The organism is Sulfuricystis thermophila (assembly GCF_004323595.1).
Classification (GTDB): domain Bacteria; phylum Pseudomonadota; class Gammaproteobacteria; order Burkholderiales; family Rhodocyclaceae; genus Sulfuricystis; species Sulfuricystis thermophila.
This window is the reverse complement of record NZ_AP019373.1, coordinates 2,057,084-2,082,571: the sequence shown is the minus strand read 5'-3', so window position 1 is coordinate 2,082,571 and position 25,488 is coordinate 2,057,084. Positions and strand designations below refer to the sequence as shown.

Genomic DNA, 25,488 nt, shown 5'->3' with positions numbered 1-25,488 from the left:
GGTATAAGTCGATGGCAGAGTCCAAAAAATACGAAATCGAAGTCATGGTCGAAACACAATACCTGCCCGAGCAGTCGGATCCCGAGGCCGACCGCTATTTCTTCGCTTACCGCATCCACATCGTCAACGTCGGCACGCAGGCCGCACAGTTGATCTCGCGGCACTGGATCATCACCGATGCCGAAGGCAAGGTCGAGGAAGTGCGGGGACTCGGCGTGGTTGGCAACCAGCCCTTCCTGCGGCCCGGCGAATCCTTCGAATACACGAGCAGTTGCCCGCTGACGACGCCGGTGGGGACGATGCGCGGCAGTTATCAGATGGTCGCCGAAGACGGCACGCGCTTCGAGGCGCCGATCTCAGAGTTCGTGCTGGCGATGCCGAGAACCCTGCATTGAGCGTTCCATCAGAGCCTTCGCTTCCTCGGTCTTGAGCCATTTCCAGGGCAGTGGCATCAGTCCCGGCACGCGCCGCCGATATTCCCGGTAAGCCGCGCCGTAGTGCGCCTCGAGCTTCTTCTCTTCGAGCCGCGAACCGATGACGAGATAGAGCGTGACGGCGAGCGCCGAGACGAGGAGCGGCGCATTCATCTCGCGCGTCCAGATCAGCACGAGACCGAGGCTATACCACGGGTGACGCACGAAACGGTGCAGCGGCGAAATGCGGAAGGCATCGTGCTCGGCGGCATCGGCGCGCTTTTCCTTGAGGGGCTTCAGGCCGAGGAACTCGCCCAGGTCGTAAGCCCCGGTCGAAAACCACGCGGCGACGAGAGCCGCCGCGGCGAGCCCGTTGGCGAGCCAGGCGCCGGGGCCGCTCCAGCGCCACAAGGGTTCGCCGGGAAGCGCGAAGGTCGCCCAGACGAGCGGCAGGACCAAAAGCAGCGCGAGCAGGTTGTAAGTCAGCCGGTAATACGGCGCGAACGCTGGCCAGCGCCGCGTCACCCAGGTCTTGACGGCGAGCGCGGCGAGCAGCGAATGCAGGACGCCATAGGCCAGCCAGCCCAGCGCGAGCCAGAGCAATTGAGGTGCGGGAGAGACCGTCACTAACGCGGATGGTTCGTCATCGGCACGAAGGCGACACGCAGCACGTTGCGCTCGCTGAGTGTGCCATCAGGATCTTTGCGCACCAGCTTGAGCTGCTGGATCTCGCCGGGCGATCCGACCGGGATCACCAGTCTGCCGCCGGGTTTGAGCTGTTCGAGCAGCGCGGGCGGGATCCGCGGCGCCGCCGCGGTGACGATGATGCCATCGAAGGGGGCGTGTTCTGCCCAGCCCTGATGCCCGTCGCCATGACGGATGAAAACATTTTCATAGCCGAGACGTGCCAGCCGCGCACGCGCCGCATCTGCCAGTGCGGCGATGATCTCGACGCTATACACGGCGTGCGCCAGTTCCGCCAGCACGGCGGTCTGGTAACCCGAACCGGTGCCGATTTCCAGGATCGTGTCGTCGGGCTGCGGAGCGAGCAGGTCGGTCATCAGCGCGACGATGAACGGTTGCGAGATGGTCTGGCCGTGGCCGATCGGCAACGGGCCGTCGGCGAACGCGAAATGGCGTTCCGTTGCCGGCACGAACAGCTCGCGCGGCACCCGGGCGAGCGCCGCCATCACCCGCGCATCGAGCGCCTCCTTGCCGATCTCCTGCCGTGTCCAGGCGACTTCGTCGGCGATGTCGCGCAACATCGCCTCGCGCTCGGCGCGCAGTGCGTCGTCTTCCTCAGCGGCATCATTTTCGCTCGCCAAGCGTTCTTCGTCGGCGCGGCTCATGTCGCGCATCCTGCTTCTCTGGGGGGTGGTTCGGCTGTCAGCGCTGCTCAATGATCTTCGAGATGCGGCGCGAACTCTTCGGCGGGCAGGCCGGTGTCGGGATCGATCCAGTCATTGATGCCGATTTCGTCCTCGGCTTGGGCAATCGATTCACTGACATCGAGTTCTTCGTCGCCGGCGGATTCCATGTCGGCGACGGCTTCCGCCCGTGTCGCAAAAGGCCCGATTTCCATGCCGCTGTCGGGGTCCAGCCAGTAAAACCCATCGGGGCGCTCGATGACCTGCGCCTCCTCGCTGGTCGCGGCGGTATTACGAACGGTTGCCATGTGGATCCTCCAGTCAGTGTCTGTTGGTTTCAGTCAGTCTCTGTCGAGCAAAGATAACACCATCGTGGTGCTGCGTGCGCATTGACTGTATGGGTTGCATGGTCTAAACAAAAAAAGAAATGTCGCACCGACCCTTCAGGGAGGCCGATCATGCAAACAGTCGTCGAACCCGATGAACGGGTAAGCAAAGAACTCTCAATGGTGATCGAAGCGATCGCGAATGATCCCGATTATGCGGCGCCGGTGACGCTGGGCGCGGTGCGTGATCGTTTGCGGCATACGCTTGCCGGCGAAGCCTCGGCCGAGCGGGTGCACGGCTTCGGCGACGAAGAAATGCTCAGCGCCGAAATCGAGGCGCTGATCGACGAATATGGCGAGGATGCGCTGGCCACCGAGTTGGTCAACGTCAAGGCCAGCGAGGCGCTGTCGACGGTCATCGAAACCCTGCTGGACGAGACGGATGAGGATGTCGTGCCGACGCTCGGCGAGGTGCGCAGGGCGATGCAGGAAGGGCTGGTGGCGCGGCTCGTCGGCGCCGGAATGCTGGAAGCCGAAGACGAGCAGGTGCTCGATGCCGAAATCGAAGCGCTGATCGAACGGCTGGGTGAGGACGAGCCGGCGGAGAACGTGCTGCGCTATGAATGAGCCGATGGATCAGCTGCGATAGTCGGCATTGATCTTGACGTAGTCATAACTGAGATCGCAGGTCCAGACTTTGGCTGTCTGGCTGCCGCGGCCCAGATCGATGCGCACGCGGATCTCGGCGGCCTTCATGACGCGCGCGCCGTCTTCCTCACGGTAGCTCGCCGCGCGGCCGCCGTTTTCGGCGACGAGCACTTCCTCGCCGCCGCTCGCCAGCCAAACCCTCACTTTCGTGTCGTCGAGATCGCCGAGCGCCGGATCATTGTTCCAGGCATAGCCGATCGCGGCGAGGATGCGGCCGAGGTTCGGGTCGGAGGCGAAGAAGGCGGTCTTCACCAGCGGCGAATGGGCGATCGCATAACCGACCGCCTTGCATTCGGCCAGCGAGCGGCCGCCGGCGACGCTGATTTCGATGTATTTCGATGCGCCTTCGCCGTCGCGCACGATCGCCTGCGCGAGCTCGCGTGCGACGTCGATCACCGCCTGCTTGAATTCGGCCCAGCCCGGCGCGTCGACGCTTTCAAATTTCGCCGCGCCTTGTCCCGTGGCGATCAGCACGAAGGAGTCGTTGGTCGAGGTGTCGCCATCGACGGTGATGCAGTTGAAGGATTCGTCGGCCGCCTCCTTGACGAGGCGTTCCAGCATCGGCTGCGCAATCGCTGCGTCGGTGGCCATGAAGCCGAGCATCGTCGCCATGTTCGGCCGGATCATGCCGGCGCCCTTGGCGATGCCGGTGATCACGGCTGCCGTGCTGCCAGCGCCGACTTTGCGGCTGGCGGCCTTGGCGACGGTGTCGGTGGTCATGATCGCATGCGCGGCCTCATACCAGCCATCCGCTTTCAGGGCGGCGAGCGCGGCGGGCAGGCCCGCTTTCAGGCGCTCGACCGGCAAGGGTTCGAGGATCACGCCGGTGGAAAAGGGCAAAACTTGTTCGGCGCGCAAGTCCAGCAATTTCGCCACCGCGGCGCAGGACTGTCGGGCGGCGGCGAGTCCCGCCTCGCCGGTGCCGGCGTTGGCGATGCCGGTGTTGATCACCAACGCGCGGATGCCTGCCTGCTTCAGATGCTCGCGACAAACTTGCACCGGCGCGGCACAGAAACGGTTCTGCGTGAATACGCCGGCGACACGGCTGCCGGGCGCGAGGGTGATCAGCGTCAGATCGCGGCGCTTGGCCTTGCGGATGCCGGCTTCCGCCGTGCCGAGCCGCACGCCGGCGACGGGAAACAGTTGATCGGGCGAAGGGGTGAGGTAGTTGACGGGCATCTCATGATTCTCCAAAGACGTGTTTCCAGAGCGCGCGCACCGCGGCGATGTGGGCGGCGAGCGGCGCGGCCTCGACGCGGGAATCGAGGTTGTTCAGGCGGCGCAAATGTTGCAGGCGACGGTATTCGCGATAGGCCTCGCGGGCGGCCTCGGCGAACTCCGCCGGGATCAGGCCGCATTCCGCGGCGATCTTGAGCAAGGCGATGTTGCCGAGATTGCCGGTGAGTTCCGGATGGTGAGAGGCGTGGGCGAGGATCAGATACTGGACGATGAACTCGACATCGACGAGACCACCGAAATCGTGCTTGAGATCGAATAGTTCGGAGGTGCCCCGCGTGCCGAGGTTTTCGCGCATCTTCGCGCGCATCGCCAGCACTTCGGCCTTGAGCTGCCCCGGATCACGCCGCTGGCAGAGGATTTCACGGCGGATGGCTTCGAAAGCGGCGCCGATCGAGGCATCGCCAGCGACGAAGCGGGCGCGCGTCAACGCTTGGTGTTCCCAGACCCAGGCGGCATCGAGCTGGTATTTACGGAACGCTTCCAGCGAGCTGGCAACGAGACCCGCTTCGCCGTTCGGCCGCAGTCGCAGGTCAGTCTCGAACAGGATGCCGGCGGCGGTGCGCGTCGACAGCCACGAGGTCAGCCGCGTGGCCAGCTTGGCGTAGATGCCGGCGGCATCGGGAGCGGGGTCGTCGTAGAGATAGACGAGATCGAGGTCGGAGGCATAGCCGAGCTCCTTGCCGCCGAGCTTGCCGTAGCCGATCACCGCGAATGCCGGCGCGTCGCGGTGTTTCTTCAACAGCTTGCGCCAGGCAAGCGCAAGAGCGCGATCGACCATGATGTCGGCGAGCTCCGAGAGATGGTCGGAGAGCCGCTCGACGGTGAGCAGACCGGCGATGTCCTGGGCGAGCAGGCGAAACACCTGGGCATGGTGCGCTTCGCGCAGCGCATCCATCTGCGCTTCGGTATCCGGTTCCAGCGCATCGGTCTGCTCGATGATCTGCTGGCGGAAAGCCGGCCAGTCGGGCGCCATCTGCAAGGCGCGCGCATCGAGCAATTCGTCGAGCAGGATCGGGTGATTGAGCAGATACTCCGCCGCCCAGGAGGAGGCGCTGACGATTTTCGCCACCTGTTCGAGCGCCTGCGGGTATTCCAGCAGCAGCGCCAGATAGGCGGCGCGCCGACCGATCGCTTCGATCAGATCGAGCATGCGCGTCAGCGTCTCATCCGGATTGGGCATCGCCGCGGCGGCTTCGATCACCCGCGGCACCAGCGCGTCGAAACGGCTTCGTGCCTGTTCCCCCATCTGCTGGTAACGCGTGCCGCCGCGAATCGCGGCCAGTCGCGCGCACAGCGGTGCCGGGTCGCGAAAGCCGAGTTTCGTCAGTATCGCTCCGAAGCCGTCGGCCTGGTGCCAGACCGTGTCGAACGCGTGAGTGGGTTCGCCGGGGGCGGCGAAGATGGCGGCGAAATGGCGCGCCACGTTCTGGCGGTGGTCGTCGAGCTCGGCGAGCAGCGCCGGGTAAGCGGCGAAACCCATCGCCTGCGCGATGCGCTGCTGGTCGTCGGCATTTTCGGGCAGCCGGTGCGTCTGCGCATCGTCGAGATATTGCAGGCGGTGTTCGAGACGACGCAGGAAGCGATACGCGGTGGCCAGCTCGACGGCCGCATCGAGTTCGAGCTGGCCGCGGTCGACCAGTCGCTTCAATACCTCCAGCGTCGGCTTGACCCGCAAGGCGGCATCGCGGCCGCCGCGGATCAGCTGGAACACCTGGGCGATGAACTCGATCTCGCGGATGCCGCCCGGCCCGAGCTTGATGTTCGTCGCCATGTCCTTCTTTGCCACTTCGCGGCGGATCTGCGCATGCAGCTCGCGCATCGCCTCGATGGTGCCGAAATCGAGATACTTGCGGAACACGAAGGGCTGGCGAATCGCTTCCAGCTCGTCCCAGCGCGTGCCGGTGAGCGGTCGCGCCTTGATCCAGGCATAGCGTTCCCATTCGCGGCCCTGGGTGTAGAAATAGTTCTCCAGCATCTCGAAGGAACTGACCAGCGGGCCGGAATCGCCATTGGGCCGCAGCCGCATGTCGACGCGGAACACCTGGCCATCCGCGGTGATGTCGGCGAGCGCGTTGATCAGCGCCCGGCCCAGGCGGGTGAAGAATTCGAAGTTCGAGATCGGCCGCGCGCCATCGGTTTCGCCGTCTTCGGGATAGACGAAGATCAGGTCGATGTCGGAAGAGACGTTGAGCTCGCGGCCGCCGAGTTTGCCCATGCCGATGACGATCAGCTGCTGACGTTCGCCCGCGGCATTCCTGGGTTCGCCATAGCGCGCGATCAGCGTCGCCTCGGTGACTTTGATCGCCGCAGCGATAGCCGCCTCGGCGATCACGGTCATGCTCTCGACGACTTCGGCGAGATCGGCGCGACCGGAAAGATCGCGGCTCATGATGCGCGTCATCGCGCGTTGCTTCATGCGCCGCAGCGCGGGTTTGAGGCTCTCCTCGTCGAGCGGCTTTTCATCCAGCCAGGCCTGGACCAAGGGGGCGGTCAAGGGGGCTTCCGCGCACAGTTCGTCGCGCAGTTCGGGGCGCGCCTCCATCAGCCGGGCGAGGTAGCGCGAGTAGTCGGTCGGGGAGAGGGAGGCGGTCATGAAAGGTAGAATTTGCGTCATTCCGGCTGCGACGCCATTTTAGACCGCCCCGACGCCTTGCCTGCTGCCTCTTTTCCTGCCACTGGCTACCTCCGCTCCCTGCTGCGCTGGGGCGGACGCTTGCTATTGCTGCTGTACTTTGCGGCGGCGACGCTGATCCTGGTCGGACGCTACTGGCTGATGCCCGAGATCGACCGCTGGCGTCCGGCGATCGAGCAGCAGCTCTCCGCCGCCATCGGCCTGCCGGTCGAGATCGGGGAACTTTCCGCCGACTGGCCGGGGCTGCATCCGCATCTCGTCGTCGGCCAGTTGCGCGTCCATGACCCCACGGGGCGCGAGGCACTGATGCTCGAACGCGTCGAGGCCGAGATCGGCTGGACCTCGCTGCTGTTTCTCGAACCGCGCCTGCATCGCCTCGAAATTTTTGCGCCGGTGCTCGAAATCCGGCGCGACGCCGCCGGCAATCTCTTCGTCGCCGGCCTGCCGGTGCGCGCCGAAGGCGATAGCCGTTTTACCGACTGGCTGCTCGAACAGTATCGCATCGTCGTGCGCGAGGCCCGCGTCGTCTGGCGCGACGAGTTGCGCGCTGCACCGCCACTCGAACTGTCCCGCCTCGACTTCGTGCTGCGCAACCTTGGCCATCATCATGACTTCGGTCTGGTTGCCGAGCCCTCCGGCGGCATTGCGGCGAAAATCGATCTGCGCGGCAATCTCTCCGGCCGCAGCCTGAGCGATCTCTCTGGCTGGGCCGGGCAACTGTATCTGGATGCCAAGGCGCTCGACATCGCCGCGGCCGTGCCTTGGGTCACGCTGCCGCTGGAAATGACGCAGGGCAGGGGCGATGTGCGCCTCTGGCTCGATCTTGCCGATGCCCAGCCGAGCGGCATCACCGTCGATGTGCGGCTTGCCGATCTGCGCGTGCGCCTGCAACCGGAGCTGCCGGTGCTCGCCACGTCGCGGATTACCGGCCGTCTGGCGGGGCGTCGCCTCCGGGAGGGCATGGCCTTCGAGCTGAGACGCTTTACCCTGACACTCGATGACGGCATCACCTTGCCCGACACCGATGCGAGCCTGCGACTCAAGACCGTCGCGCACAGCCCGGGCGGTGAATTCATCGCCAACCGACTCGAACTCGATCAACTGTCTGCGCTGATGGGCTACCTGCCTCTGCCGGACGACTTTCGCCAGCGTCTTGCCGAGCTTGTCCCACATGGTGCGATCTCCAATCTGAACCTGGTCTGGCAAGGCACGTCGGATGCGCTGCGCGGCTGGCGCGTCCGTGGCGATTTCAGCGATCTCTCCCTCGCCCCATGGAAGACTCTGCCCGGATTCGGCGGCATTTCCGGCCATGTCGATGGCGACCACCAATCCGGCCGGCTGACGCTCGCCGGCAGCGAAGCACGGCTCGACCTGCCGGCGGTGTTCCCCGAGCCGACCCTGGCGCTCGGCCGGCTCGAAGCCGAAATCGGCTGGCGCACAAAAGGCGGGACCACGGAATTTCTCATCCAGCGCGCCAGCTTTGCCAATGCCGACGCCAAAGGCGAAGCGGTCGGCAACTATCGCTACACCGGCGAGGGTCCCGGCGAGATCGACCTGTCGGCGAAACTCACCGATGCCGCCGGCGACGCGGTGTGGCGCTATCTGCCGCGTGCGGTGAGCAAGGATGCCCGCGAATGGCTCAAGACCAGCATCCGCGGCGGTCGCGCCGACAGCACGACGTTGCGCCTGAAGGGACCGTTGGCGCAGTTTCCGTTTCGGGGCGGCAAGGGCGGCATCTTCCAGGTGAAGGGCAGCTTCCGCGGCGTCGGCCTCGACTATGCGCCCGGCTGGCCGGCGATCGACGGTATCGATGGCGATCTGCTGTTCGAGAACGAACGCATGGTGATCCGCGGCCAGCGGGCGGCGATCATGGGGGTGGCGCTGCATGAGGTGCGCGCGGAGATTCCCGACCTCGAAGCGCCTGAAGAACAGCTCATCGTGACCGGGCGCGCGCAGGGCGACACCCAACGTTTCTTCGCTTTCATCGAGGCCAGCCCGGTCGGCGAACGCATCGATCATTTCACTCAAGGCATGGCGGCGCGCGGTGCCGGTGCGCTCGAGCTGAAGTTCGTGATGCCGCTGCGCCACGTCGCCGATACCCGGATCGAGGGGCGCTACCGCTTTGCCGGCAACCGGCTCGAGGTACTCGAGGGTTTGCCGGCGTTCACCGAGGCGCAAGGGGAAATTGCCTTCACCGGCGAGCGCTTGCAGGCGAAGAATCTGCGCGCGCGTTTCCTCGACCAGCCGGTGACCATCGAGATCGCCACGCAGCCGGGCGGTGCGGTGCGCATCGCCGCCAGCGGCAGTCTCGCAGCGAACGCCTTGCGGCGCCATTACGGCTGGCCGGCGCTCGACCATCTGTCGGGTGAGACACCCTGGCGTGGCGTGCTGACGGTGAAAAAGCCCGCCGCCGAGCTGCGTCTCGAATCGGATCTGCGTGGGCTTGCCTCCAGTCTGCCCGAGCCGCTCAACAAGCCGGCGCTCGAAGCTTTGCCGCTTCTCGTCGAGGGGCGCCTCGATCCGCAACGGGGGCAGTGGTCCGCGACGCTGGGACGCATCGCCCGCCTGGTGTTGCAACGCACGAATGCGCCCTGGCGCGGCCGCTTGAGTATCGGCGAGAAAGCCGTCGCGCAGGCTTCACCGCTGCCGGCGCAGGGGCTGGCGCTGGCAGCGGATCTGGCGAGGATCGATGCCGATGCGTGGCGCGTACTGGTCAAGGACGGGACGGAAAACGGCAGCGACGGTGCTTTGGCGGTGACGGCCATCGAGGTGCGCAGTCCGGTGCTGCGCGCGCTGCGCCGCGACTTCCACGAAGCGCGCCTTTCCGGCTCGCGCAGTGACGGGCGCTGGCGGCTGATGTTGTCGAGCCGTGAAGTGCAGGGCGATCTCATCTGGGAGATGGCCGGGGCGGGCCGTATCAGCGGCCATTTCAGCCGTCTGCACCTCCCCGCGATCGAGGAGGCGGCGGAGACGGCGAGCGAGAGCGGCGGCGACACGACACGCGAATTGCCGGCGCTCGACCTCGCGATCGACAGTTTCCGCGTCGGCGAAAAGGCATTCGGCGAACTGCGGCTCAAGGCGGAAAATCGCGCCGGAACATGGCAGGGAAAATTCGAGCTGAAGAACGAGGCGGCGAAGCTCTCGGGCGACGGACGCTGGCGGCCGGGCCGCGCCGCGGCGGAGACGGCCCTCGTCTTCAAACTGGAGGTCGGCAATGCGGAAAAGCTGCTCGAACGACTCAGGTTGCCCGATGCGGTGAGGCGCGGCGAAGGGATGGTCGAAGGCGAGCTACGCTGGGCGGCCAGCCCCTTGGCTTTCGATCTGCCGAGCCTCGCGGGAAACGTCAAGATCGATTTCGGCAAGGGCCAGTTCAAGAAGCTCGAACCCGGTGTCGGCCGCCTGCTCGGCGTGCTGTCGCTGCAATCGCTGCCGCGCCGCATCACGCTCGATTTCCGCGACATCTTCAGCGAGGGCTTCGCGTTCGACAGCATCGTCGGCGAGGCCAGGATCGGCAAAGGGGTGATGACGACCGAAGAATTACGCATCCAGGGGCCGGCCGCCAAGGTGCTGATCGAAGGTTCGGCCGATCTGCTCACTGAGACGCAGCAGCTCAAGGTGCGCGTCCAGCCGGCGATCGGCGAGTCGCTCGCGGTCGGCGCGATGCTCGCCCACCCGGTGGCCGGCGCCGTCGCGTGGGCAGCGCAGAAGGTGCTCAAGGATCCGCTCGACCAGATCTTCGCCTACGAATATGCCGTCAGCGGCCCGTGGAGCGATCCGCAGGTCGAGAAGCTGACTCGTAAAGCCCCCGATACCAACCCGATCACCCCCGGTTCGACACAATGAGCGCAACCTGCACCTTAGCCGCGATCCAGATGATCTCGACACCCGAGGTCGCGGCGAATCTCGCCACCGCGGCGCGCTTGATCGCCGAGGCGGCCGCACGCGGCGCGCAACTCGTCGCCTTGCCCGAATACTTCCCGATCATCGGCGGCACCGATGCCGACCGCCTCGCGGTGCGCGAGACCGAGGGAAGCGGGCCGATCCAGGACTTTCTCGCCGAGACGGCGGCGCGGCATGGCCTCTGGCTCGTCGGCGGCTCGATTCCGCTGACGGCGGAAGATCCGGCGAAACTCAGGAACAGTTGCCTGGTCTTCGATCCGGCCGGCAGGCGCGTCGCGCGCTACGACAAGATCCACCTGTTCGGCTTCCAGAAGGGCGCGGAGTCCTATGACGAGGCGCAAACCATCGAAGCCGGTCCGCCAACTCCCGTGGTGGTCGAGGCGCTGGGGCTGCGCATCGGGCTGGCCATCTGCTACGACCTGCGTTTTCCCGAGCTGTTCCGCGCGATGGGCGCGCTCGACCTGATCGTGCTGCCGGCGGCGTTTACCGAGACCACCGGCCAGGCGCACTGGGAACTGCTGCTGCGCGCCCGCGCCGTCGAGAACCAGTGCTATGTGCTCGCGTCGGCGCAAGGCGGGCGCCATCCGACCGGGCGTGTCACGCACGGCAACAGCATGATCATCGAGCCGTGGGGCGCGGTGCTCGCGCGGCTCGACAAAGGCGAGGGCGTCGTCGTCGCGGAACTCGACCCGGCGCGCATCGCCGAAGTGAGAGCGAGTCTGCCGGCGCTGCGCCATAGAAGATTGTAAATTTGCCCCCATATTCCCCAAACTCGGCGCTGGCGACACGGCACGGCGCCACATCCTGCATTCGACCCAACCCCATGGATACCATGAGCCATTTCGCCACCGCCGAACGCCATCTCCTGACGCCCTACGACCTGGATGCTGGCCAGCTTTCCCGGGTATTCGGCGAACTGTTCGGCCACCGCATCGACTATGCCGATCTCTACTTCCAGTTCTCCCGCTCGGAGGCCTGGAGTCTCGAGGAAGGCATCGTCAAGTCCGGCAGCTTCAACATCGAGCAGGGCGTCGGGGTGCGGGCGGTGAGCGGCGAGAAAACCGCTTTCGCCTATTCCGACGACATCAGCCTGCCCGCGTTGCTCGATGCATCGCGCGCCACCCGCGCGATCGCTGCGGCCGGCGGCAATGGCACGCTGCCGCTGTTGCGCCGCCAGCCGGTCGCGCCACTGTATGCGCCCGCCGATCCGCTCGCCTCGCTGCCGGATGCCGAGAAGGTGCGCCTGCTGGAGCGGCTCGAAAGCTTCGCGCGGGCGCTCGACCCACGCGTCACCCAGGTGATGGCGCACATCGCCGGCAGTTGGGAGACGATCCTGGTGGTGCGTTCCGACGGACAGATGGCGGCCGACGTGCGGCCGCTGGTGCGCGTCTCGCTCACCGTGATCCTGGAAGAAAACGGCCGGCGCGAGCAGGGCAGCGCCGGCGGCGGCGGGCGTTTCGACTATGCCTATTTCACCGACGCGGTGTTGCAGGACTACGCGGAAAAGGCCGTGCATCAGGCGCGCGTCAATCTCGCCGCAGCACCTGCGCCCGCCGGCGAGATGACCGTGGTGCTCGGCCCCGGCTGGCCGGGCATCCTGCTGCACGAGGCGATCGGCCACGGCCTGGAGGGTGACTTCAACCGCAAGGGCAGCTCCGCGTTCTCCGGGCGGATCGGCCAACGCGTCGCGGCGAAGGGCGTCACCGTCGTCGACGATGGCACGATTCCCGACCGGCGCGGCTCGCTCTCGATCGACGACGAGGGCAACCCGACGCAGCGCACGGTGCTGATCGAGGACGGCATCCTCGTCGGCTATCTGCAGGACACGCTCAATGCGCGCCTGATGGGTGTGGCGCCCACCGGCAACGGCCGGCGCGAATCCTTCGCCCATCTGCCGATTCCGCGCATGACCAACACGACGATGGCCGCCGGCGACAAGGATCCACAGGAAATCATCGCTTCGGTGAAGAAAGGGCTTTACGCGGCGAACTTCGGCGGCGGCCAGGTCGATATCACCAGCGGCAAGTTCGTCTTCTCCGCCGCCGAGGCCTACCTGATCGAGAACGGCAAGATCACCCGGCCGGTCAAGGGCGCGACGCTGATCGGCAATGGCCCCGACGTGCTCACCCGCGTGTCGATGATCGGCAACGATCTCGCGCTCGATCCCGGCGTCGGTACCTGCGGCAAGGAAGGCCAGAGCGTGCCGGTCGGCGTCGGCCAGCCGACCGTGAGGATCGACGGCATGACGGTGGGCGGCACGGCCGGATGATGCGCTGCGGTAGAATCCGCTTTTGCATCATGCCTGTTCGCCCCCATCATGAAACACATCGTCGATGACGTCCGCATCAAGGAGATCAAGGAGCTCTCACCGCCCGGCCATGTGCTGAGGGAGTTTCCCGCCACGGAGGCGGCGGCACGCACGACCTTCGAGGCACGCGCGGCGATCCATCGCATTTTGCATGGCGCCGACGACCGCCTGCTCGTCATCGTCGGCCCCTGCTCGATCCATGATTTCGCTGCTGCGCGGGAATATGCCGACCGGTTGAAGGTCGAGCACGACCGGCTGCACGAAGACCTCTTGATCGTGATGCGCGTCTATTTCGAAAAGCCGCGCACCACGGTGGGCTGGAAAGGCCTGATCAATGATCCGCGCCTCGATGGCAGCTACAAGATCAACGAGGGGCTGCGCATCGCGCGCCGCCTGCTGTGGGAACTGACCGAGATGGGGCTGCCCTGCGCGACCGAGTTCCTCGACACGATCACGCCGCAATACACGGCGGACCTGATCAGCTGGGGGGCGATCGGCGCGCGTACCACCGAAAGCCAGGTGCATCGGGAACTCGCTTCGGGTCTTTCCTGCCCAGTCGGCTTCAAGAACGGCACCGACGGCAACATCAAGATCGCCGTCGATGCGATCCGCGCCGCCCAGGCGCCGCACCACTTCCTCTCGGTGACCAAGGCCGGCCATTCGGCGATCGTCTCGACCAACGGCAATGAGGATTGTCATGTCATCTTGCGTGGTGGCAAGCAGCCCAACTATGACCACGCCAGCATCGAGGCCGCCTGCACCGAGCTCGGCAAGGCCGGCCTGCCGGCGCGGGTGATGGTCGATTTCTCGCACGGCAACAGCCGCAAGGATTACAAGCGCCAGCTCGAAGTGGCTGCGGATGTCGCGGCGCAGCTCGCTGCCGGCGAGGAGCGCATCTTCGGCGTGATGATCGAATCGAACCTCAACGAAGGCCGTCAGGACCTGAAACCCGGCAAGCCACTCGCCTACGGGGTGTCGATCACCGATGCCTGCCTGGGCTGGGAAGATACCGTCGTCGTGCTCGACCAGCTGGCCGAAGCGGTGCGGCAGCGGCGCGCCGCCATTGCCGCGCGATAAGCGACCGATGCCCATCACGTCCGGCCGCTTTTTCCTCGCCGCCGCCGGGCTGACGCTCATTTTCCGATTCTGGCTGGCCGCAGCCTTGCCGATGACCGGCGACGAGGCGTATTTCTATTGGTGGGGACGGCAGCCCGATTGGGGGTTCTACGATCACCCGCCGATGATCGGCTGGTGGCTCGCCGCACTGCTGACGGTGAGCGATGCGGCAGGGTGGCTGCGCCTGCCGCAGATCGTCCAGCCGCTGCTGCTCGCTCTTGCGGTACGCCTGGCCTGGCCCCGCCTCTTTCCGCAGGCGGCTGGGCAGCGCGATGCAGTGGCGTCGTTGATCCTGCTCGCGCCACCCTTCGTCTGGAACGTGCTGGTCACCACCGATACCGCGCTGGTCTATTGCGCGGTGCTTTCCGGGCTCGCCTGGTTGCGCGCGGTGCGCGGCGAGGAGGCTGGCGAGGCCGGCGTCTGGCGCTGGTACCTGCTCGCCGGGCTGCTGCTCGCCGGTGCCGTGCTGTCCAAATACTTCGCCGCGCTGCTCGGTTTCAGTTATCTGGTCGATGCGTTGCGCCGGCAGAGAGCGTCGGCATGGCGTGGGCTCGCCATCGTCTATGCCTGCTGCATTCCGGCGCTGGGGCTGATGGCCTGGTGGAACAGCGGGCACTGCTGGACGAACTATCTGTTCAACTTCGTCAATCGTCACAGCGGGGCGAATACCGGCTTCAATTTGCGGACACCGCTGCTGTATCTCGTGACGCTGCTCTATGTGCTGACGCCCTTGGCCGTCTGGATATTGTGGCGGAAGGTGTCCGAGTGCCGTGTCACCAGCGCCGAATCTGCGACCGAGCGCAGCTTGAGCTTGCTCGCCGCGGTGCCGCTGATGCTGTTCGCCCTGCTGTCGTTCTTCAAGACCATTGGTCTGCACTGGGCCCTGTCTTTCGTGCCATTCGCGCTGCTGCTGGTGGTGCGCCACGGCGCGTCTGGCGCGCTGGAAAAGCTCGTGCGGTTTTGCGCCGGCTTCGCCGCATTGCATGTCGTGCTGTTAGCGGTGCTGGCCAGCCTGCCGCTGGAAACCTGGCGTTCGCTGAATGTCTATCCGAGCATGGTGCTGACCTTCGATGGGCGACAGCTGGTCGAACGGGCGCACATCGGCGCAACCCTGCTCGCCTCGGACGGCTATTCGAATGCGGCGATCCTCGGCTACCAGCAGCGCCGTCACGTGCCGGTGCTCGGCCCCGGGTCGGGACATGCGCGCCATGACGACATCCTCACCGACTGGCGTGAGCTGGATGGCCGCGACATCACCGTGCTGCGCAAGACCGCACCCAATCCGGGCGAATACGACGGCTGGTTCCGCCGCGTTTCGATCGACGACTTCGAATACCGCGGCGCGCGCTTCTGGGTGGTGCGCGGCGAGGGCTTCGACTATGCCAGCTACCGCGACACGGTGCTGGATGCGATCCGCCGCCAGTATTATGCGGTGCCGGCGTGGCTGCCGCTCACCGGCTGCTACTTCTGCGACCGTTATTTCCCGGATAGGTCATGCCGCTGATCCAGCTGCTCCGCCCGCACCAGTGGCTGAAAAACGGCTTCGTGTTGATCGGCCTGCTGTTCGGCCATGCCTGGTCGAATGCGGAGATGCGCATGCAGGCGCTCACCGCCTTCGTCGCCTTCTGCCTGATTTCGTCCGCGGTGTATGTGATGAACGACATCCTCGACCGCGAGGCCGACCGGCGGCATCCGCAAAAGTGCCTGCGGCCGATCGCCAGCGGCCGGGTGGGCATCGGCATGGCGCTCGCGCTTGCCGCCGTCTGTCTGGTCGTCGGCCTGGGACTCATCTCAGGGCTGTTCGGCCTGCCGGCATCGAAGGCGCCGTGGGTCTTCGTTTTGTATGTGCTGATGAACGTCGCCTACAGCCTCGGCCTCAAGCATGTGGTGATCCTCGACGTCTTCATCATCGCCGCCGGCTTCATGCTGCGCATCTTTGCCGGCACGGTGGGGATCGGCATCGTTCCGTCGCACTGGCTGGTGCTCACCGGCCTGATGCTGACGCTGTTCCTCGGCTTCGCCAAACGTCGTGCCGAGATCGAGGTGCCGAGCACGAGCGAGCAGCCTCACCGGCGCGTGCTCGAACAGTATTCGCTGCCCTTGCTCGACCAGTTCATCACGCTGACGGCCGGCGCGACGGTGATCACCTACAGCCTGTACACGGTCAGCGAGGAAACCATCGCGCTGCACGGCACGCGCTGGCTGATCGTCACGGTGCCCTGCGTGCTCTACGGCCTGCTGCGCTATCTCTATCGTCTGCATCGCCGCGGCGGCGGCGGTGATCCGGTGCGCGAACTGCTGCGCGACCCACATTTGCTCTTGGTGACGGCGCTATGGTTGATCCTGGTAATCTGGCTGCTAGAATGACGTCATGGATCGGACTGACGATGTCATGAATACGCTGGCACCCGCCAATACTTTCGGGGCGTTGCAAGCTCTCGGTAACGGGGTTGCTCATGTCGACCGTATCATGGCGGTCATCGAGCACATCCGGTTATTCGAGGATTTCACCCGGGAAGAGATCGAAAGCCTGGCGCGGCACATGCAATGCTATCGTGCAGACATTGGCGTCGAAATTTTGCGCGAAGACGAGCCCGGTGACTACATGCTGCTCTTGATCGAGGGAAGCGTCGAGATTCTCAAGCGCGACCGTCAGGGCCTGCCGCAGCGTCTGGCGATCGATGGGCCTGGGCAGACGCTGGGCGAGATGTCGCTGATCGATGGAGCCCCTCGTTTTGCAAGCTGCGTGACGCTTGCGCCAACGTTGTTTGCTGCGCTCGACCGCGCTGCACTGAAGCGGCTGATCGAGGATGAGCCCAAGGTGGGGATCAAGCTGCTGATGGAGCTGATGATGCTCCTCAACCAGCGTTTGCGTGCGGTTTCCAGTGAGCTGATGAAATGCCTGAACAATCAGCGCCAGCGTATCTGGTAATGGTGGGTCGGCGCGTAGGGATACGGTCTTTCAGGCGTTGAGCCCCTTCTGCCACAACACATCGCCATGTCCGGCATGGCGGTTGAGCCAGCGGGCGAGCACGAAAAGGAGATCGGAGAGGCGGTTCAGATACTGGCGCGCGGCCTCGCTCACCGTTTCGTGCTGGGCGAGCGTGACCACCGCGCGCTCGGCGCGGCGGCAGACGGTGCGTGCGAGGTGGGTCAGTGCCGCGGCGCGTGTGCCGCCCGGCAGAATGAATTCCTTGAGGGGCGCGAGTTCCGCATTGAAGCGGTCGATCGCGTCTTCCAGCCGCGCCGGCTGTGTGTCCTTGAGAAAGGCGCCGCCGGGCACGGAGAGCTCGCCGCCGAGATCGAAGAGATCATGCTGCACACCGATGAGCAGCGTGCGCACCTCGATCGGCAGCTCCTCGCAGAGCAGCAGGCCGATGACGGCATTCAGTTCGTCGACGTCGCCCAGCGCCGAGATGCGCGGCGCATCCTTGTTGACACGTGAACCGTCGCCGAGACCCGTGGTGCCGGCATCACCGGTGCGCGTGTAGATTTTGGAAAGTCGGTAGCCCATTTTTGCAAGTCGGCGCTGGCGAACCCATGCAGTCTACCCATTTGCCGCCATCAGGTGATCGAGGAAAGCTTTGGCGACCGCCGACAGATGCTTGCCGCGCGGATAGGCGACGTACCACTTGCGCTGCAGCGGGAAGCCTTTGATATCGAGTGGCTGCAACAACCCATCCTCGCCCTCGAGGCTGAGGGTATGCAAAGAAAGCACCGAGATGCCCAGGCCGCCGACGATCGCCTGCTTGATCGCTTCGTTGCTGCCCAGCTCCATACGAACTTTGAGCGCGAGTCCCCGTTCGGCGAAAAAGCGCTCGGCGGCGAGCCGTGTGCCAGAACCCGGTTCGCGCATCACAAAGGCTTCTGCCACCAAACGTTCAGGCGGGATGCGCTTTTTGCCGGCGAGCGGATGATCGTTGCGGGCAACCACCACCAGCGGGTTGTCGGCGATCGGCGTGGCGACGACATCGAGGTGTTCGGGGGGCGCGCCGAGCACGACCAGATCGTCGAGATTCTCAGTGAGCCGCGCGAGCAGTTTTTCGCGGTTGGTGACGGTGAGCGATGCCTCGATACCCGGATGCCGCGTGCAGAACTCGCCGAGAAGGCGCGGAATCAGGTACTTCGCCGTGGTGACGATGGCCAGCCGCAGTTTGCCGCGCTTGAGACCCTGCATGTCGGCCAGCCGCATCTCGAGCCGTTCGATGGCGGCGACGGTCTCGCGGCTGGTGGCGAGCACCTCGCGGCCCGCGTCGGTGAGAAAGAGCTGCTTGCCGATCCGCTCGAAGAGGGAAAGGCCGACGACATCTTCGAGCTGTTTCACCTGGGCGAACACCGCAGGTTGCGTCAAATGCAGTTCTTCCGCCGCGCGCGTGTAGGACAGGTGGCGGGCGACGGCCTCGAAGATGGTGAGCTGGCGGAGGCTGAAGCGCATCTTTCTTGAATAGATTTTTCTGAATTCTAACTCTAAAAACTATTCAGTTTCATTTATTCATTGCGCTCGCCATACTGCAGGCCATCCCGAATGTTCTCGGGGTTTACGAAAACAACCTTAGATAGGAGACAGGCATGGCCGCAAAGAAATACGACGCCGGCGTCAAAGAGTACCGCACGATGTACTGGCAGCCGGATTACCAGGTGAAGGATTCCGACATCCTCGCCGTGTTCAAGGTGGTGCCCCAGCCTGGGGTGCCGCGCGAAGAAGCCGCCGCGGCAGTGGCCGCGGAATCCTCGACGGCGACCTGGACCACCGTGTGGACCGATCTGCTCACCGACCTCGAATATTACAAGGGCCGCGCTTATGCGATCGAAGACGTGCCAGGTTCAGATGAAGCGTTCTACGCCTTCATCGCCTATCCGATGGATCTGTTCGAGGAAGGCTCGGTGGTGAATGTGTTCACCTCGCTGGTCGGCAACGTGTTCGGTTTCAAGGCGGTGCGCTCGCTGCGACTGGAGGACGTGCGCTTCCCGTTGTGGTTCGTCACCACCTGTCCCGGGCCTCCCCATGGCATCCAGGTCGAGCGCGACAAGCTCGACAAGTATGGCCGGCCGCTGTTGGGCTGCACGATCAAGCCGAAGCTGGGGCTGTCGGCCAAGAATTATGGCCGTGCCGTCTATGAGTGCTTGCGCGGCGGCCTCGATTTCACCAAAGACGACGAGAACGTCAACTCGCAACCCTTCATGCGCTGGCGCGACCGTTTCCTGTTCTGCCAGGAAGCGATCGAAAAGGCCGAAAAGGAAACCGGCGAGCGCAAAGGGCATTACCTCAACGTCACCGCGCCGACGATGGAGGAAATCTACAAGCGCGCCGAGTTCGCCAAGGAAATCGGCTCGAAGATCATCATGTCCGACTATTTGACCGTCGGCTGGGCGGCCCACACCTCGCTGTCCAAGTGGTGCCGTGACAATGGCATGCTGCTGCATGTGCACCGCGCGATGCACGCCGTGATCGACCGCAATCCGCATCACGGCATCAACTTCCGCGTGCTGACCAAGCTGCTGCGTCTGATGGGGGGTGACCACCTGCACTCCGGCACCGTCGTCGGCAAACTCGAAGGCGATCGTGAGGCGACCATCGGCTGGATCAACATCATGCGTGACCGTTACATCAAGGCCGATCGCTCCAAGGGCATCTTCTTCGACCAGGACTGGGGCCCGATGCCGGGGGTCATGCCGGTCGCTTCCGGTGGCATCCACGTCTGGCACATGCCGGCGCTGGTGTCGATCTTCGGCAACGACTCGGTGCTGCAGTTCGGCGGCGGCACGCTGGGGCACCCCTGGGGCAACGCTGCCGGCGCCTGCGCCAACCGCGTGGCGCTGGAAGCCTGCGTGCAGGCGAGAAACGAAGGCCGTCAGCTCGAGAAGGAAGGCAAGGACATCCTCACCAACGCGGCGAAGTCTTGCCCCGAACTGAAGGTGGCGATGGAAACCTGGAAGGAAATCAAGTTCGAGTTCGACGTGGTCGACAAGCTCGACGTCCAGCATCGCTAAGCCTGCGAACCGACCATTCACAGAAAGGATATTGCAATGAGCGACGTACAAGACTACCAATCCCGCCTCTCCGATCCGGCGAGCCGCAAGATGGGCACCTTCTCCTACCTGCCGCCGATGGATGCCGGACAAATCAGGAAACAGATCGAATGGATCGTCAAGAATGGCTGGAACCCGGCGATCGAACATACCGAGCCGGAAAACGCCTGGGGCCACTACTGGTACATGTGGAAGCTGCCGATGTTCGGCGAGACCGACGTCGATCGCATCCTCGCCGAGCTGGAAGCCTGCCACAAGGCCAATCCGAACAACCATGTGCGCTTGATCGGCTATGACAACTTCAAGCAGAGTCAGGGCGCCAACATGGTGGTGTATCGCGGCAAGATGGTGTAAGCCGGCCACGGTTCCGTAAGTGCTTGCCCCGTCGGCCGAACATTCTCCGGCGGCGGGGCTTTTTTTCACCCTGGAGCGCATCATGAGCGAACTGATCGAGCAATACCGAATCACCGAACAGCCCTACTATCGACCCGTCGCCGACGAGGTCGAGCTCTTCGAAGCCGCCTATGCGGCGAAGATGCCGATGATGCTCAAAGGCCCGACCGGCTGTGGCAAGACGCGCTTCGTCGAGCACATGGCCTGGCGGCTGAGGAAACCCCTGGTGACGGTCGCTTGCAATGAAGACATGACCGCCTCCGACCTCGTTGGCCGCTTCCTGCTCGATGCATCGGGAACGCGCTGGCAGGATGGGCCGCTCGCCATCGCCGCGCGCTACGGTGCGATCTGCTATCTCGACGAGGTCGTCGAGGCACGCCAGGACACCACCGTGGTGATTCATCCGCTCACCGACAACCGCCGCGTGCTGCCGCTGGAAAAGAAGGGCGAACTCCTGCGCGCACACCCCGACTTCCATCTGGTGATCTCTTACAACCCGGGTTACCAGAGCCTGATGAAGGACTTGAAGCAATCGACCAAGCAGCGCTTTGGCGCGCTGGACTTCAATTACCCCGAACACGGCGTGGAGGTGGAGATCGTCGCTCATGAGGCGAAGATCGAAGCATCCATTGCCGACAAGCTCGTCTCGATCGCCGAGCGGGCGAGGAACCTCAAGGGGCATGGTCTCGACGAGGGCATTTCGACGCGCATGCTGATCCATGCCGGCGAGCTGATCGCGCGCGGCGTGAGCCCCGTTGCCGCCTGCCGTGTCGCGCTGGTGCGGCCGATCACCGACGACCCCGATATGCGCGACGCGCTCGACGCCGCCGTTTCGACATTCTTCTGACCGCCGCGAGGGCGCCATGAGCGTGAACCTCAAAGACTATGGCGAATTGATCGACGAGCTGCCGGAGAATCATCGGCAGCTTTTGGAGGCGGAATGGCACGAGGCGGCGCGCATCCTGAGCCCGCGAGGCCTCGACAATTGGCTCAAGAGCGCGGCCGCACTCCACCGCATGGGACGCGGTGGCGACATCGTCGCCGCATGGATCGAGGAGGTGCCGGGCGTCGCCCGCGAGGTTGGCGAAGATGTCATCCCCGATTTCGCACAAGCCTGCCTGCAATTCGCTTCGCGCACCTCGGGCGCGGTGATCGAATTGGTGATCGCCACCGCGCCGATCGCGGCCAAGCGTCTCGGTGATGCCGAGCTGTTCCGTGGCTACCTGCAACTCCTCAACGTCCTGCTCGGCCAGGCGGCGCGCGGTCTGCGGCCGATGCTCGAACATCTCGACCAGCTCTTGGGGGTCTTGACGCTCGGTGGCCTGCGCCGCTGGGCGCTGTGGGGCGCGCAGGCGCACCGCAGCAACTTCGACGAGCAGGTGCGCTACTTCAGCCTCGAATCCGAAGAGGCGAAGGCGATGCTGCAAAAAGAACGCAAAGGCACGCTGTTCGTCGACATTCACCGCCGCATCGGAATGTATCTGCGCGCGCTGTGGGGCCGCGATTTCTTCATGCGCCCGACGGCTGGCGACTTCGAAAGCCGCGAGGGCTTCAAGCCCTTCATCGCCGATTATTTTCTGCATCTGCCCGATGCCTATGACGACTGGAACGGTATTGCTGGGCTGGATCTGTATCGCGCCGCCGCCGCGCATTGCGCCGCCCATGTCGTGGCGACGACGGCACGCATCGACGCCGATCGGCTGTCGGTGTTGCAGCAGGCCTGTGTCGGGCTCTTCGAAGACGCCCGCGTCGAGACGCTGGCGATCCGTCGCTTTCCGCGTCTCAAGGACTTCTGGGCGCAGTTTCATATCGCCCAAGCAAAAGGCGAGTCGGTCGGGGCCTATCTCAACCGCATCGCCCGCGCGCTGCTCGATCCCGGCTATGAGGATGCCGATCCACTCGTGGTCTGGGCGCGCGAGGGCTTCGCCAATGCGGATCTCGCCTCGAACGGCGTGTCCATCGAGTTGGGTCTTGAACTCGCCGAAGAACTCATGAAACGCCGCTTGCCCTTCTCGCCTTATCACGACGTGCAGGAAGCACCCTACCGCGACGATAACCGCTACCTCTGGGAATACGAGGAATATAGCTATGAGCAGGCGATTGCAGCGGGCTTCATGCCACAACAGCAGGTGCGTAAGTATGTCAGCGTGATGGAGATGGTCAATGAGGTCGAAGTCGAGACGGCAGGGGATGATGCACAGGAAATCTGGGTGTGCGCTGCCGAACTGTTCGACGACGACGGCATTTCGTTCAACGCCAAGGAAGGCAAGGAGCCAGTGGCCGAACCGCGCCATTACGACGAATTCGACTATCACATCCAGCTGGCGCGGCCAGCCTGGGCCACCGTGCTGGAAAAGCGCCCCAAGTTCGGCGATCTCGCCGTGGTCGACGCGATCCTCGCTGAGCACCGCAAGGTGACGCAGCGCCTGAAACATTTGCTCGACGCACTGCAGCCGCAAGGGGTGCAGCGCATCCGTAAACTCGAAGAGGGGGACGAGATCGACATCAATGCCGCGATCCGCTCCTTGATCGACATCCGCATGGGGCAGCAACCCGACCCCAGGGTGATGATGCGCTCGGTGAGGAAGACGCGCGACATCGCCGTCCTAGTGCTGCTCGATCTGTCCGAATCGACCAACGACAAGGTGGCGGGCCAGGACTATACGGTACTGGAACTGACGCGCGCCGCGACGGTGTTGTTGGGCGAAGCGATCCACAAGGTGGGGGATGCCTTCGCGGTGCATGGCTTCTATTCCGATGGCCGCCACAACGTCTTCTACCAGCGCTACAAAGACTTCGAGCAGCCCTGGAACGAGATTCCGAAGGCCCGTCTTGCCGGTATGGAAGGGCGCTTTTCGACGCGCATGGGCGCCGCGATCCGTCATGCCGGCTATCACCTCGCGCAGGTGCGTGCGGCCAAGAAACTGCTGATCGTCGTCACCGACGGCGAGCCGGCCGACATCGACGTGCGCGATCCGCAATACCTGCGCTACGACGCCAAGAAGGCGGTCGAGGATGTCGGGCGCATCGGCGTGGTGCCGTTTTGTCTCACGCTCGATCCGCGTGCCGACCAGTATGTGGCGCGCATCTTCGGCCAGAGAAACTTCCTGATCCTCGACCACGTCGAGCGCCTGCCCGAACGTCTGCCGCAGCTTTATGCGGGATTGACGAAATGACGCTCGCAGCAGTGATCTTCGACGTCGATGGAACGCTCGCCGACACCGAAGAGGCGCACCGCCAGGCCTTCAATGCCGCCTTCCAGGAGTTCGGCCTGCCCTGGCACTGGGATGTCGAGCTCTATGTCGAACTGCTGGCGGTGGCCGGTGGCAAGGAGCGGCTGACGCACTACTGCCGCTGCGTCGATCCACGGCGCATGATGCAGGCGGACAGCGCGGAGTTCATCGCCCGGCTGCACCAGCGCAAGACGCGCATCTATGAGCGGCGCGTCGAGATGGGCGAGGTGCCGGCGCGGCCCGGCGTGGTGCGCTTGATCCGTGAGCTGGCCGAAAATGACGTGCGCGTGGCGATTGCCACCACCACCTCGCGTGCCAATGTCGATGTGCTGCTGGCCACCACGCTCGGCGATCTGCCGCTGGACTGCTTCGAGGTCATCGGCGCCGGCGAACAGGCGGCGGCGAAAAAGCCGGCGCCCGACATCTACCACTGGGTGCTCAATGAGCTGCAGCTCACGGGCGCGGACTGCCTGGCCATCGAGGATTCGCGCAACGGCGTGCGTGCGGCGCGGGCAGCTGGCATACCGGTGCTGGTCACCGAAAGCGCCTGGACGCGCCGAGATGATTTCACCGGTGCCGTGGCCGTGCTGCCCGATCTCGCCGACGTCGATCTGGCACGGCTGCGCTGCTTTCACGAGGAGGGAAGATGCCGCTCGTCGATCTGAAGGACATGCTGCGCCACGCACGTGCCAACGGCTATGCGGTGGGCGCCTATGACGCGGTCGATAGTAATTTCGTCGCCGCGATCCTCGCCGGTGCCGAGGCTGCCCAGGCGCCGGTGATCTTGAGTTTCGCCGAATCGCATTTCGCACACTACGACTTTGCATCCCTCGTCGCGGCGGCGGAAGCGCAGGCCAAGCGGAGCACCGTGCCGGTGGCCTTGTTTCTCGATCACGGCAGCGGCATGGCCAGCGCCGTCGCCGCGATCCGACACGGCTGCAATGGCGTGATGGTGGATGCCTCACATCTTGCTTTCGAGGACAACCTGGCGACCACGCGCGACGTGGCCGAGATGGCGCATGGCGTCGGCGTGCCTGTCGAAGGCGAGCTCGGCTATGTGCCGGGTGTCGAAGGTGAAGATGCCGAGCGCCATCCCGGCGCAATGCGCATGACTTCTCCCGAGGAGGCGGCCCGCTATGTCGATGCCAGCGGGGTCGATTTCCTGGCCGTTTCCGTCGGTACCGTGCATGGACGCTTCCGCGGCGAGCCACGTCTCGACCTCGACCGACTCGCAGCGGTCGCGGCAGCGGTTGCCGTGCCGCTCGTCATTCACGGCGGCACCGGGTTGTCCGACGAGCAGTTCCAGGCCCTGATCGCGCGCGGCGTAGCGAAAATCAACTATTTCACGGCACTGTCCGATCTCGCCGCCGCCGCAGCGGCCAATGCCCTGGCGGCCGTCAATTCCAGCTACACCGCGGCCATCGATGCGGCTCGCCGGGCGGTGGCCGACGAAGTCATGCGCACCGCAACCGTATTCGGCGCGGCCGGACGCGCCCAAGCGTTGCTCACCGAGTGCCGGCCGTGGCGCGATGTCGAGCATGTGATCCTCTTCAACTGGTCGGAGGAAGCCATGGCGCGTGCAATGGACTTCGAGGCCGAAGGCTGCGCCCTCCTCGGCTCGGTGCCCGGGGTGCGCGAGGTGGCGATCGGCCGCGCGATCCATGAAGACGTCCGTTATCGACGCGCCTGGCTGATCCGCCTCGCCAGTGCCGCGGCAGAAGGCGCCTACATGCAGGATGAGCGCCATCTCGATTATGCAAACCGCGTGTTCCGGCCGCATGCCGCCGATCGCATCAAGGGCGATTACATGCGGGAGTAGGGCA

The 25,488-nt window shown here is 64.8% G+C and carries 22 protein-coding genes; 15 read left to right on the top strand and 7 right to left on the bottom strand.

Going from position 1 to position 25,488, the window contains the following annotated elements; translation table 11 throughout:
• Positions 1-11: 11 nt before the first annotated feature.
• Positions 12-395: a Co2+/Mg2+ efflux protein ApaG gene (apaG, locus tag M52SOB_RS10505; RefSeq protein WP_131111763.1), complete on the top strand. Its 384-nt coding sequence runs from the start codon at positions 12-14 to the stop codon at positions 393-395.
• Here the strand turns inward: apaG and M52SOB_RS10500 are convergent.
• Genes M52SOB_RS10500 through M52SOB_RS10490 form a run of 3 tightly spaced genes read right to left on the bottom strand, consistent with a single transcriptional unit; the run spans position 357 to position 2,088 of the window.
• Positions 357-1,040, bottom strand: coding sequence for a methyltransferase family protein (locus tag M52SOB_RS10500; protein WP_131111762.1), 684 nt, complete (start codon positions 1,038-1,040; stop codon positions 357-359). The genes apaG and M52SOB_RS10500 overlap by 39 nt on opposite strands.
• Positions 1,040-1,762, bottom strand: a complete 723-nt coding sequence (locus tag M52SOB_RS10495; protein ID WP_284155076.1) for a protein-L-isoaspartate(D-aspartate) O-methyltransferase — start codon at positions 1,760-1,762, stop codon at positions 1,040-1,042. The genes M52SOB_RS10500 and M52SOB_RS10495 overlap by 1 nt, the downstream gene beginning before the upstream one ends.
• A 47-nt stretch (positions 1,763-1,809) precedes the next feature.
• A complete protein-coding gene (locus M52SOB_RS10490) occupies positions 1,810-2,088 on the bottom strand; it encodes a hypothetical protein (protein WP_131111761.1) in 279 nt (92 codons plus the stop codon).
• Between the two features lie 150 nt (positions 2,089-2,238).
• On the opposite strand from M52SOB_RS10490, the gene M52SOB_RS10485 reads away from it, so the two are divergent.
• Positions 2,239-2,733 carry a hypothetical protein gene (locus M52SOB_RS10485; RefSeq protein ID WP_131111760.1) on the top strand — a complete coding sequence of 165 codons (495 nt, stop codon included), beginning with the start codon at positions 2,239-2,241 and terminating at the stop codon, positions 2,731-2,733.
• Positions 2,734-2,742: 9 nt separating this feature from the next.
• Here the strand turns inward: M52SOB_RS10485 and argJ are convergent, their stop codons facing one another.
• Together argJ and glnE are read right to left on the bottom strand one after the other, a co-directional pair.
• Complete coding sequence (gene argJ, locus M52SOB_RS10480) at positions 2,743-3,993, bottom strand: bifunctional glutamate N-acetyltransferase/amino-acid acetyltransferase ArgJ (RefSeq protein WP_131111759.1); 1,251 nt, start codon at positions 3,991-3,993, stop codon at positions 2,743-2,745.
• A 1-nt stretch (position 3,994) separates the two neighbouring features.
• On the bottom strand, positions 3,995-6,646 hold the full coding sequence (gene glnE / locus M52SOB_RS10475) for a bifunctional [glutamate--ammonia ligase]-adenylyl-L-tyrosine phosphorylase/[glutamate--ammonia-ligase] adenylyltransferase (RefSeq protein ID WP_284155075.1): 2,652 nt from the start codon (positions 6,644-6,646) through the stop codon (positions 3,995-3,997).
• Between the two features lie 120 nt (positions 6,647-6,766).
• Here glnE and M52SOB_RS10470 point away from each other — a divergent pair, with 120 nt between their 5' ends.
• From M52SOB_RS10470 to M52SOB_RS10440, 7 genes are all read left to right on the top strand, one after another.
• Positions 6,767-10,528 carry a YhdP family protein gene (locus tag M52SOB_RS10470; protein WP_172601817.1) on the top strand — a complete coding sequence of 1,254 codons (3,762 nt, stop codon included), beginning with the start codon at positions 6,767-6,769 and terminating at the stop codon, positions 10,526-10,528.
• Entirely contained in the window at positions 10,525-11,334 is an 810-nt protein-coding gene (locus M52SOB_RS10465) for a carbon-nitrogen hydrolase family protein (protein ID WP_131111756.1), read from the top strand. Before M52SOB_RS10470 ends, M52SOB_RS10465 begins: the two co-directional genes overlap by 4 nt.
• Before the next feature lie 83 nt (positions 11,335-11,417).
• A complete protein-coding gene (tldD, locus tag M52SOB_RS10460) occupies positions 11,418-12,854 on the top strand; it encodes a metalloprotease TldD (RefSeq protein ID WP_284155074.1) in 1,437 nt (478 codons plus the stop codon).
• A 48-nt stretch (positions 12,855-12,902) separates the two neighbouring features.
• A complete protein-coding gene (aroG, locus tag M52SOB_RS10455; protein ID WP_131111754.1) occupies positions 12,903-13,970 on the top strand; it encodes a 3-deoxy-7-phosphoheptulonate synthase AroG in 1,068 nt (355 codons plus the stop codon).
• A gap of 7 nt (positions 13,971-13,977) precedes the next feature.
• The gene (locus tag M52SOB_RS10450; protein ID WP_131111753.1) at positions 13,978-15,513 is read left to right on the top strand and encodes a glycosyltransferase family 39 protein; all 1,536 of its coding nucleotides are present in this window, start codon (positions 13,978-13,980) and stop codon (positions 15,511-15,513) included.
• Complete coding sequence (locus tag M52SOB_RS10445) at positions 15,504-16,376, top strand: decaprenyl-phosphate phosphoribosyltransferase (RefSeq protein ID WP_131111752.1); 873 nt, start codon at positions 15,504-15,506, stop codon at positions 16,374-16,376. The genes M52SOB_RS10450 and M52SOB_RS10445 overlap by 10 nt, the downstream gene beginning before the upstream one ends.
• 4 nt (positions 16,377-16,380) lie before the next feature.
• Positions 16,381-16,941: a cyclic nucleotide-binding domain-containing protein gene (locus M52SOB_RS10440; protein ID WP_131111751.1), complete on the top strand. Its 561-nt coding sequence runs from the start codon at positions 16,381-16,383 to the stop codon at positions 16,939-16,941.
• 30 nt (positions 16,942-16,971) lie between these two features.
• Here the strand turns inward: M52SOB_RS10440 and M52SOB_RS10435 are convergent, their stop codons facing one another.
• Together M52SOB_RS10435 and M52SOB_RS10430 are read right to left on the bottom strand one after the other, a co-directional pair.
• Entirely contained in the window at positions 16,972-17,523 is a 552-nt protein-coding gene (locus M52SOB_RS10435; protein ID WP_131111750.1) for a cob(I)yrinic acid a,c-diamide adenosyltransferase, read from the bottom strand.
• A 33-nt stretch (positions 17,524-17,556) separates the two neighbouring features.
• The gene (locus M52SOB_RS10430; RefSeq protein ID WP_131111749.1) at positions 17,557-18,444 is read right to left on the bottom strand and encodes a LysR family transcriptional regulator; all 888 of its coding nucleotides are present in this window, start codon (positions 18,442-18,444) and stop codon (positions 17,557-17,559) included.
• Between the two features lie 134 nt (positions 18,445-18,578).
• Here M52SOB_RS10430 and M52SOB_RS10425 point away from each other — a divergent pair, with 134 nt between their 5' ends.
• The 6 genes from M52SOB_RS10425 (at position 18,579) to M52SOB_RS10400 (ending at position 25,484) form a co-directional block, all read left to right on the top strand.
• The gene (locus M52SOB_RS10425) at positions 18,579-20,000 is read left to right on the top strand and encodes a form I ribulose bisphosphate carboxylase large subunit (RefSeq protein WP_131111748.1); all 1,422 of its coding nucleotides are present in this window, start codon (positions 18,579-18,581) and stop codon (positions 19,998-20,000) included.
• Positions 20,001-20,036: 36 nt separating this feature from the next.
• Positions 20,037-20,393 carry a ribulose bisphosphate carboxylase small subunit gene (locus M52SOB_RS10420; RefSeq protein WP_131111747.1) on the top strand — a complete coding sequence of 119 codons (357 nt, stop codon included), beginning with the start codon at positions 20,037-20,039 and terminating at the stop codon, positions 20,391-20,393.
• An 82-nt stretch (positions 20,394-20,475) separates the two neighbouring features.
• Positions 20,476-21,279: a CbbQ/NirQ/NorQ/GpvN family protein gene (locus M52SOB_RS10415; protein WP_131111746.1), complete on the top strand. Its 804-nt coding sequence runs from the start codon at positions 20,476-20,478 to the stop codon at positions 21,277-21,279.
• 16 nt (positions 21,280-21,295) lie between these two features.
• The gene (locus M52SOB_RS10410) at positions 21,296-23,608 is read left to right on the top strand and encodes a nitric oxide reductase activation protein NorD (RefSeq protein WP_131111745.1); all 2,313 of its coding nucleotides are present in this window, start codon (positions 21,296-21,298) and stop codon (positions 23,606-23,608) included.
• The gene (locus M52SOB_RS10405; protein ID WP_131111744.1) at positions 23,605-24,330 is read left to right on the top strand and encodes an HAD-IA family hydrolase; all 726 of its coding nucleotides are present in this window, start codon (positions 23,605-23,607) and stop codon (positions 24,328-24,330) included. Before M52SOB_RS10410 ends, M52SOB_RS10405 begins: the two co-directional genes overlap by 4 nt.
• On the top strand, positions 24,312-25,484 hold the full coding sequence (locus M52SOB_RS10400; protein WP_131111743.1) for a class II fructose-bisphosphate aldolase: 1,173 nt from the start codon (positions 24,312-24,314) through the stop codon (positions 25,482-25,484). Before M52SOB_RS10405 ends, M52SOB_RS10400 begins: the two co-directional genes overlap by 19 nt.
• Positions 25,485-25,488: the final 4 nt, after the last annotated feature.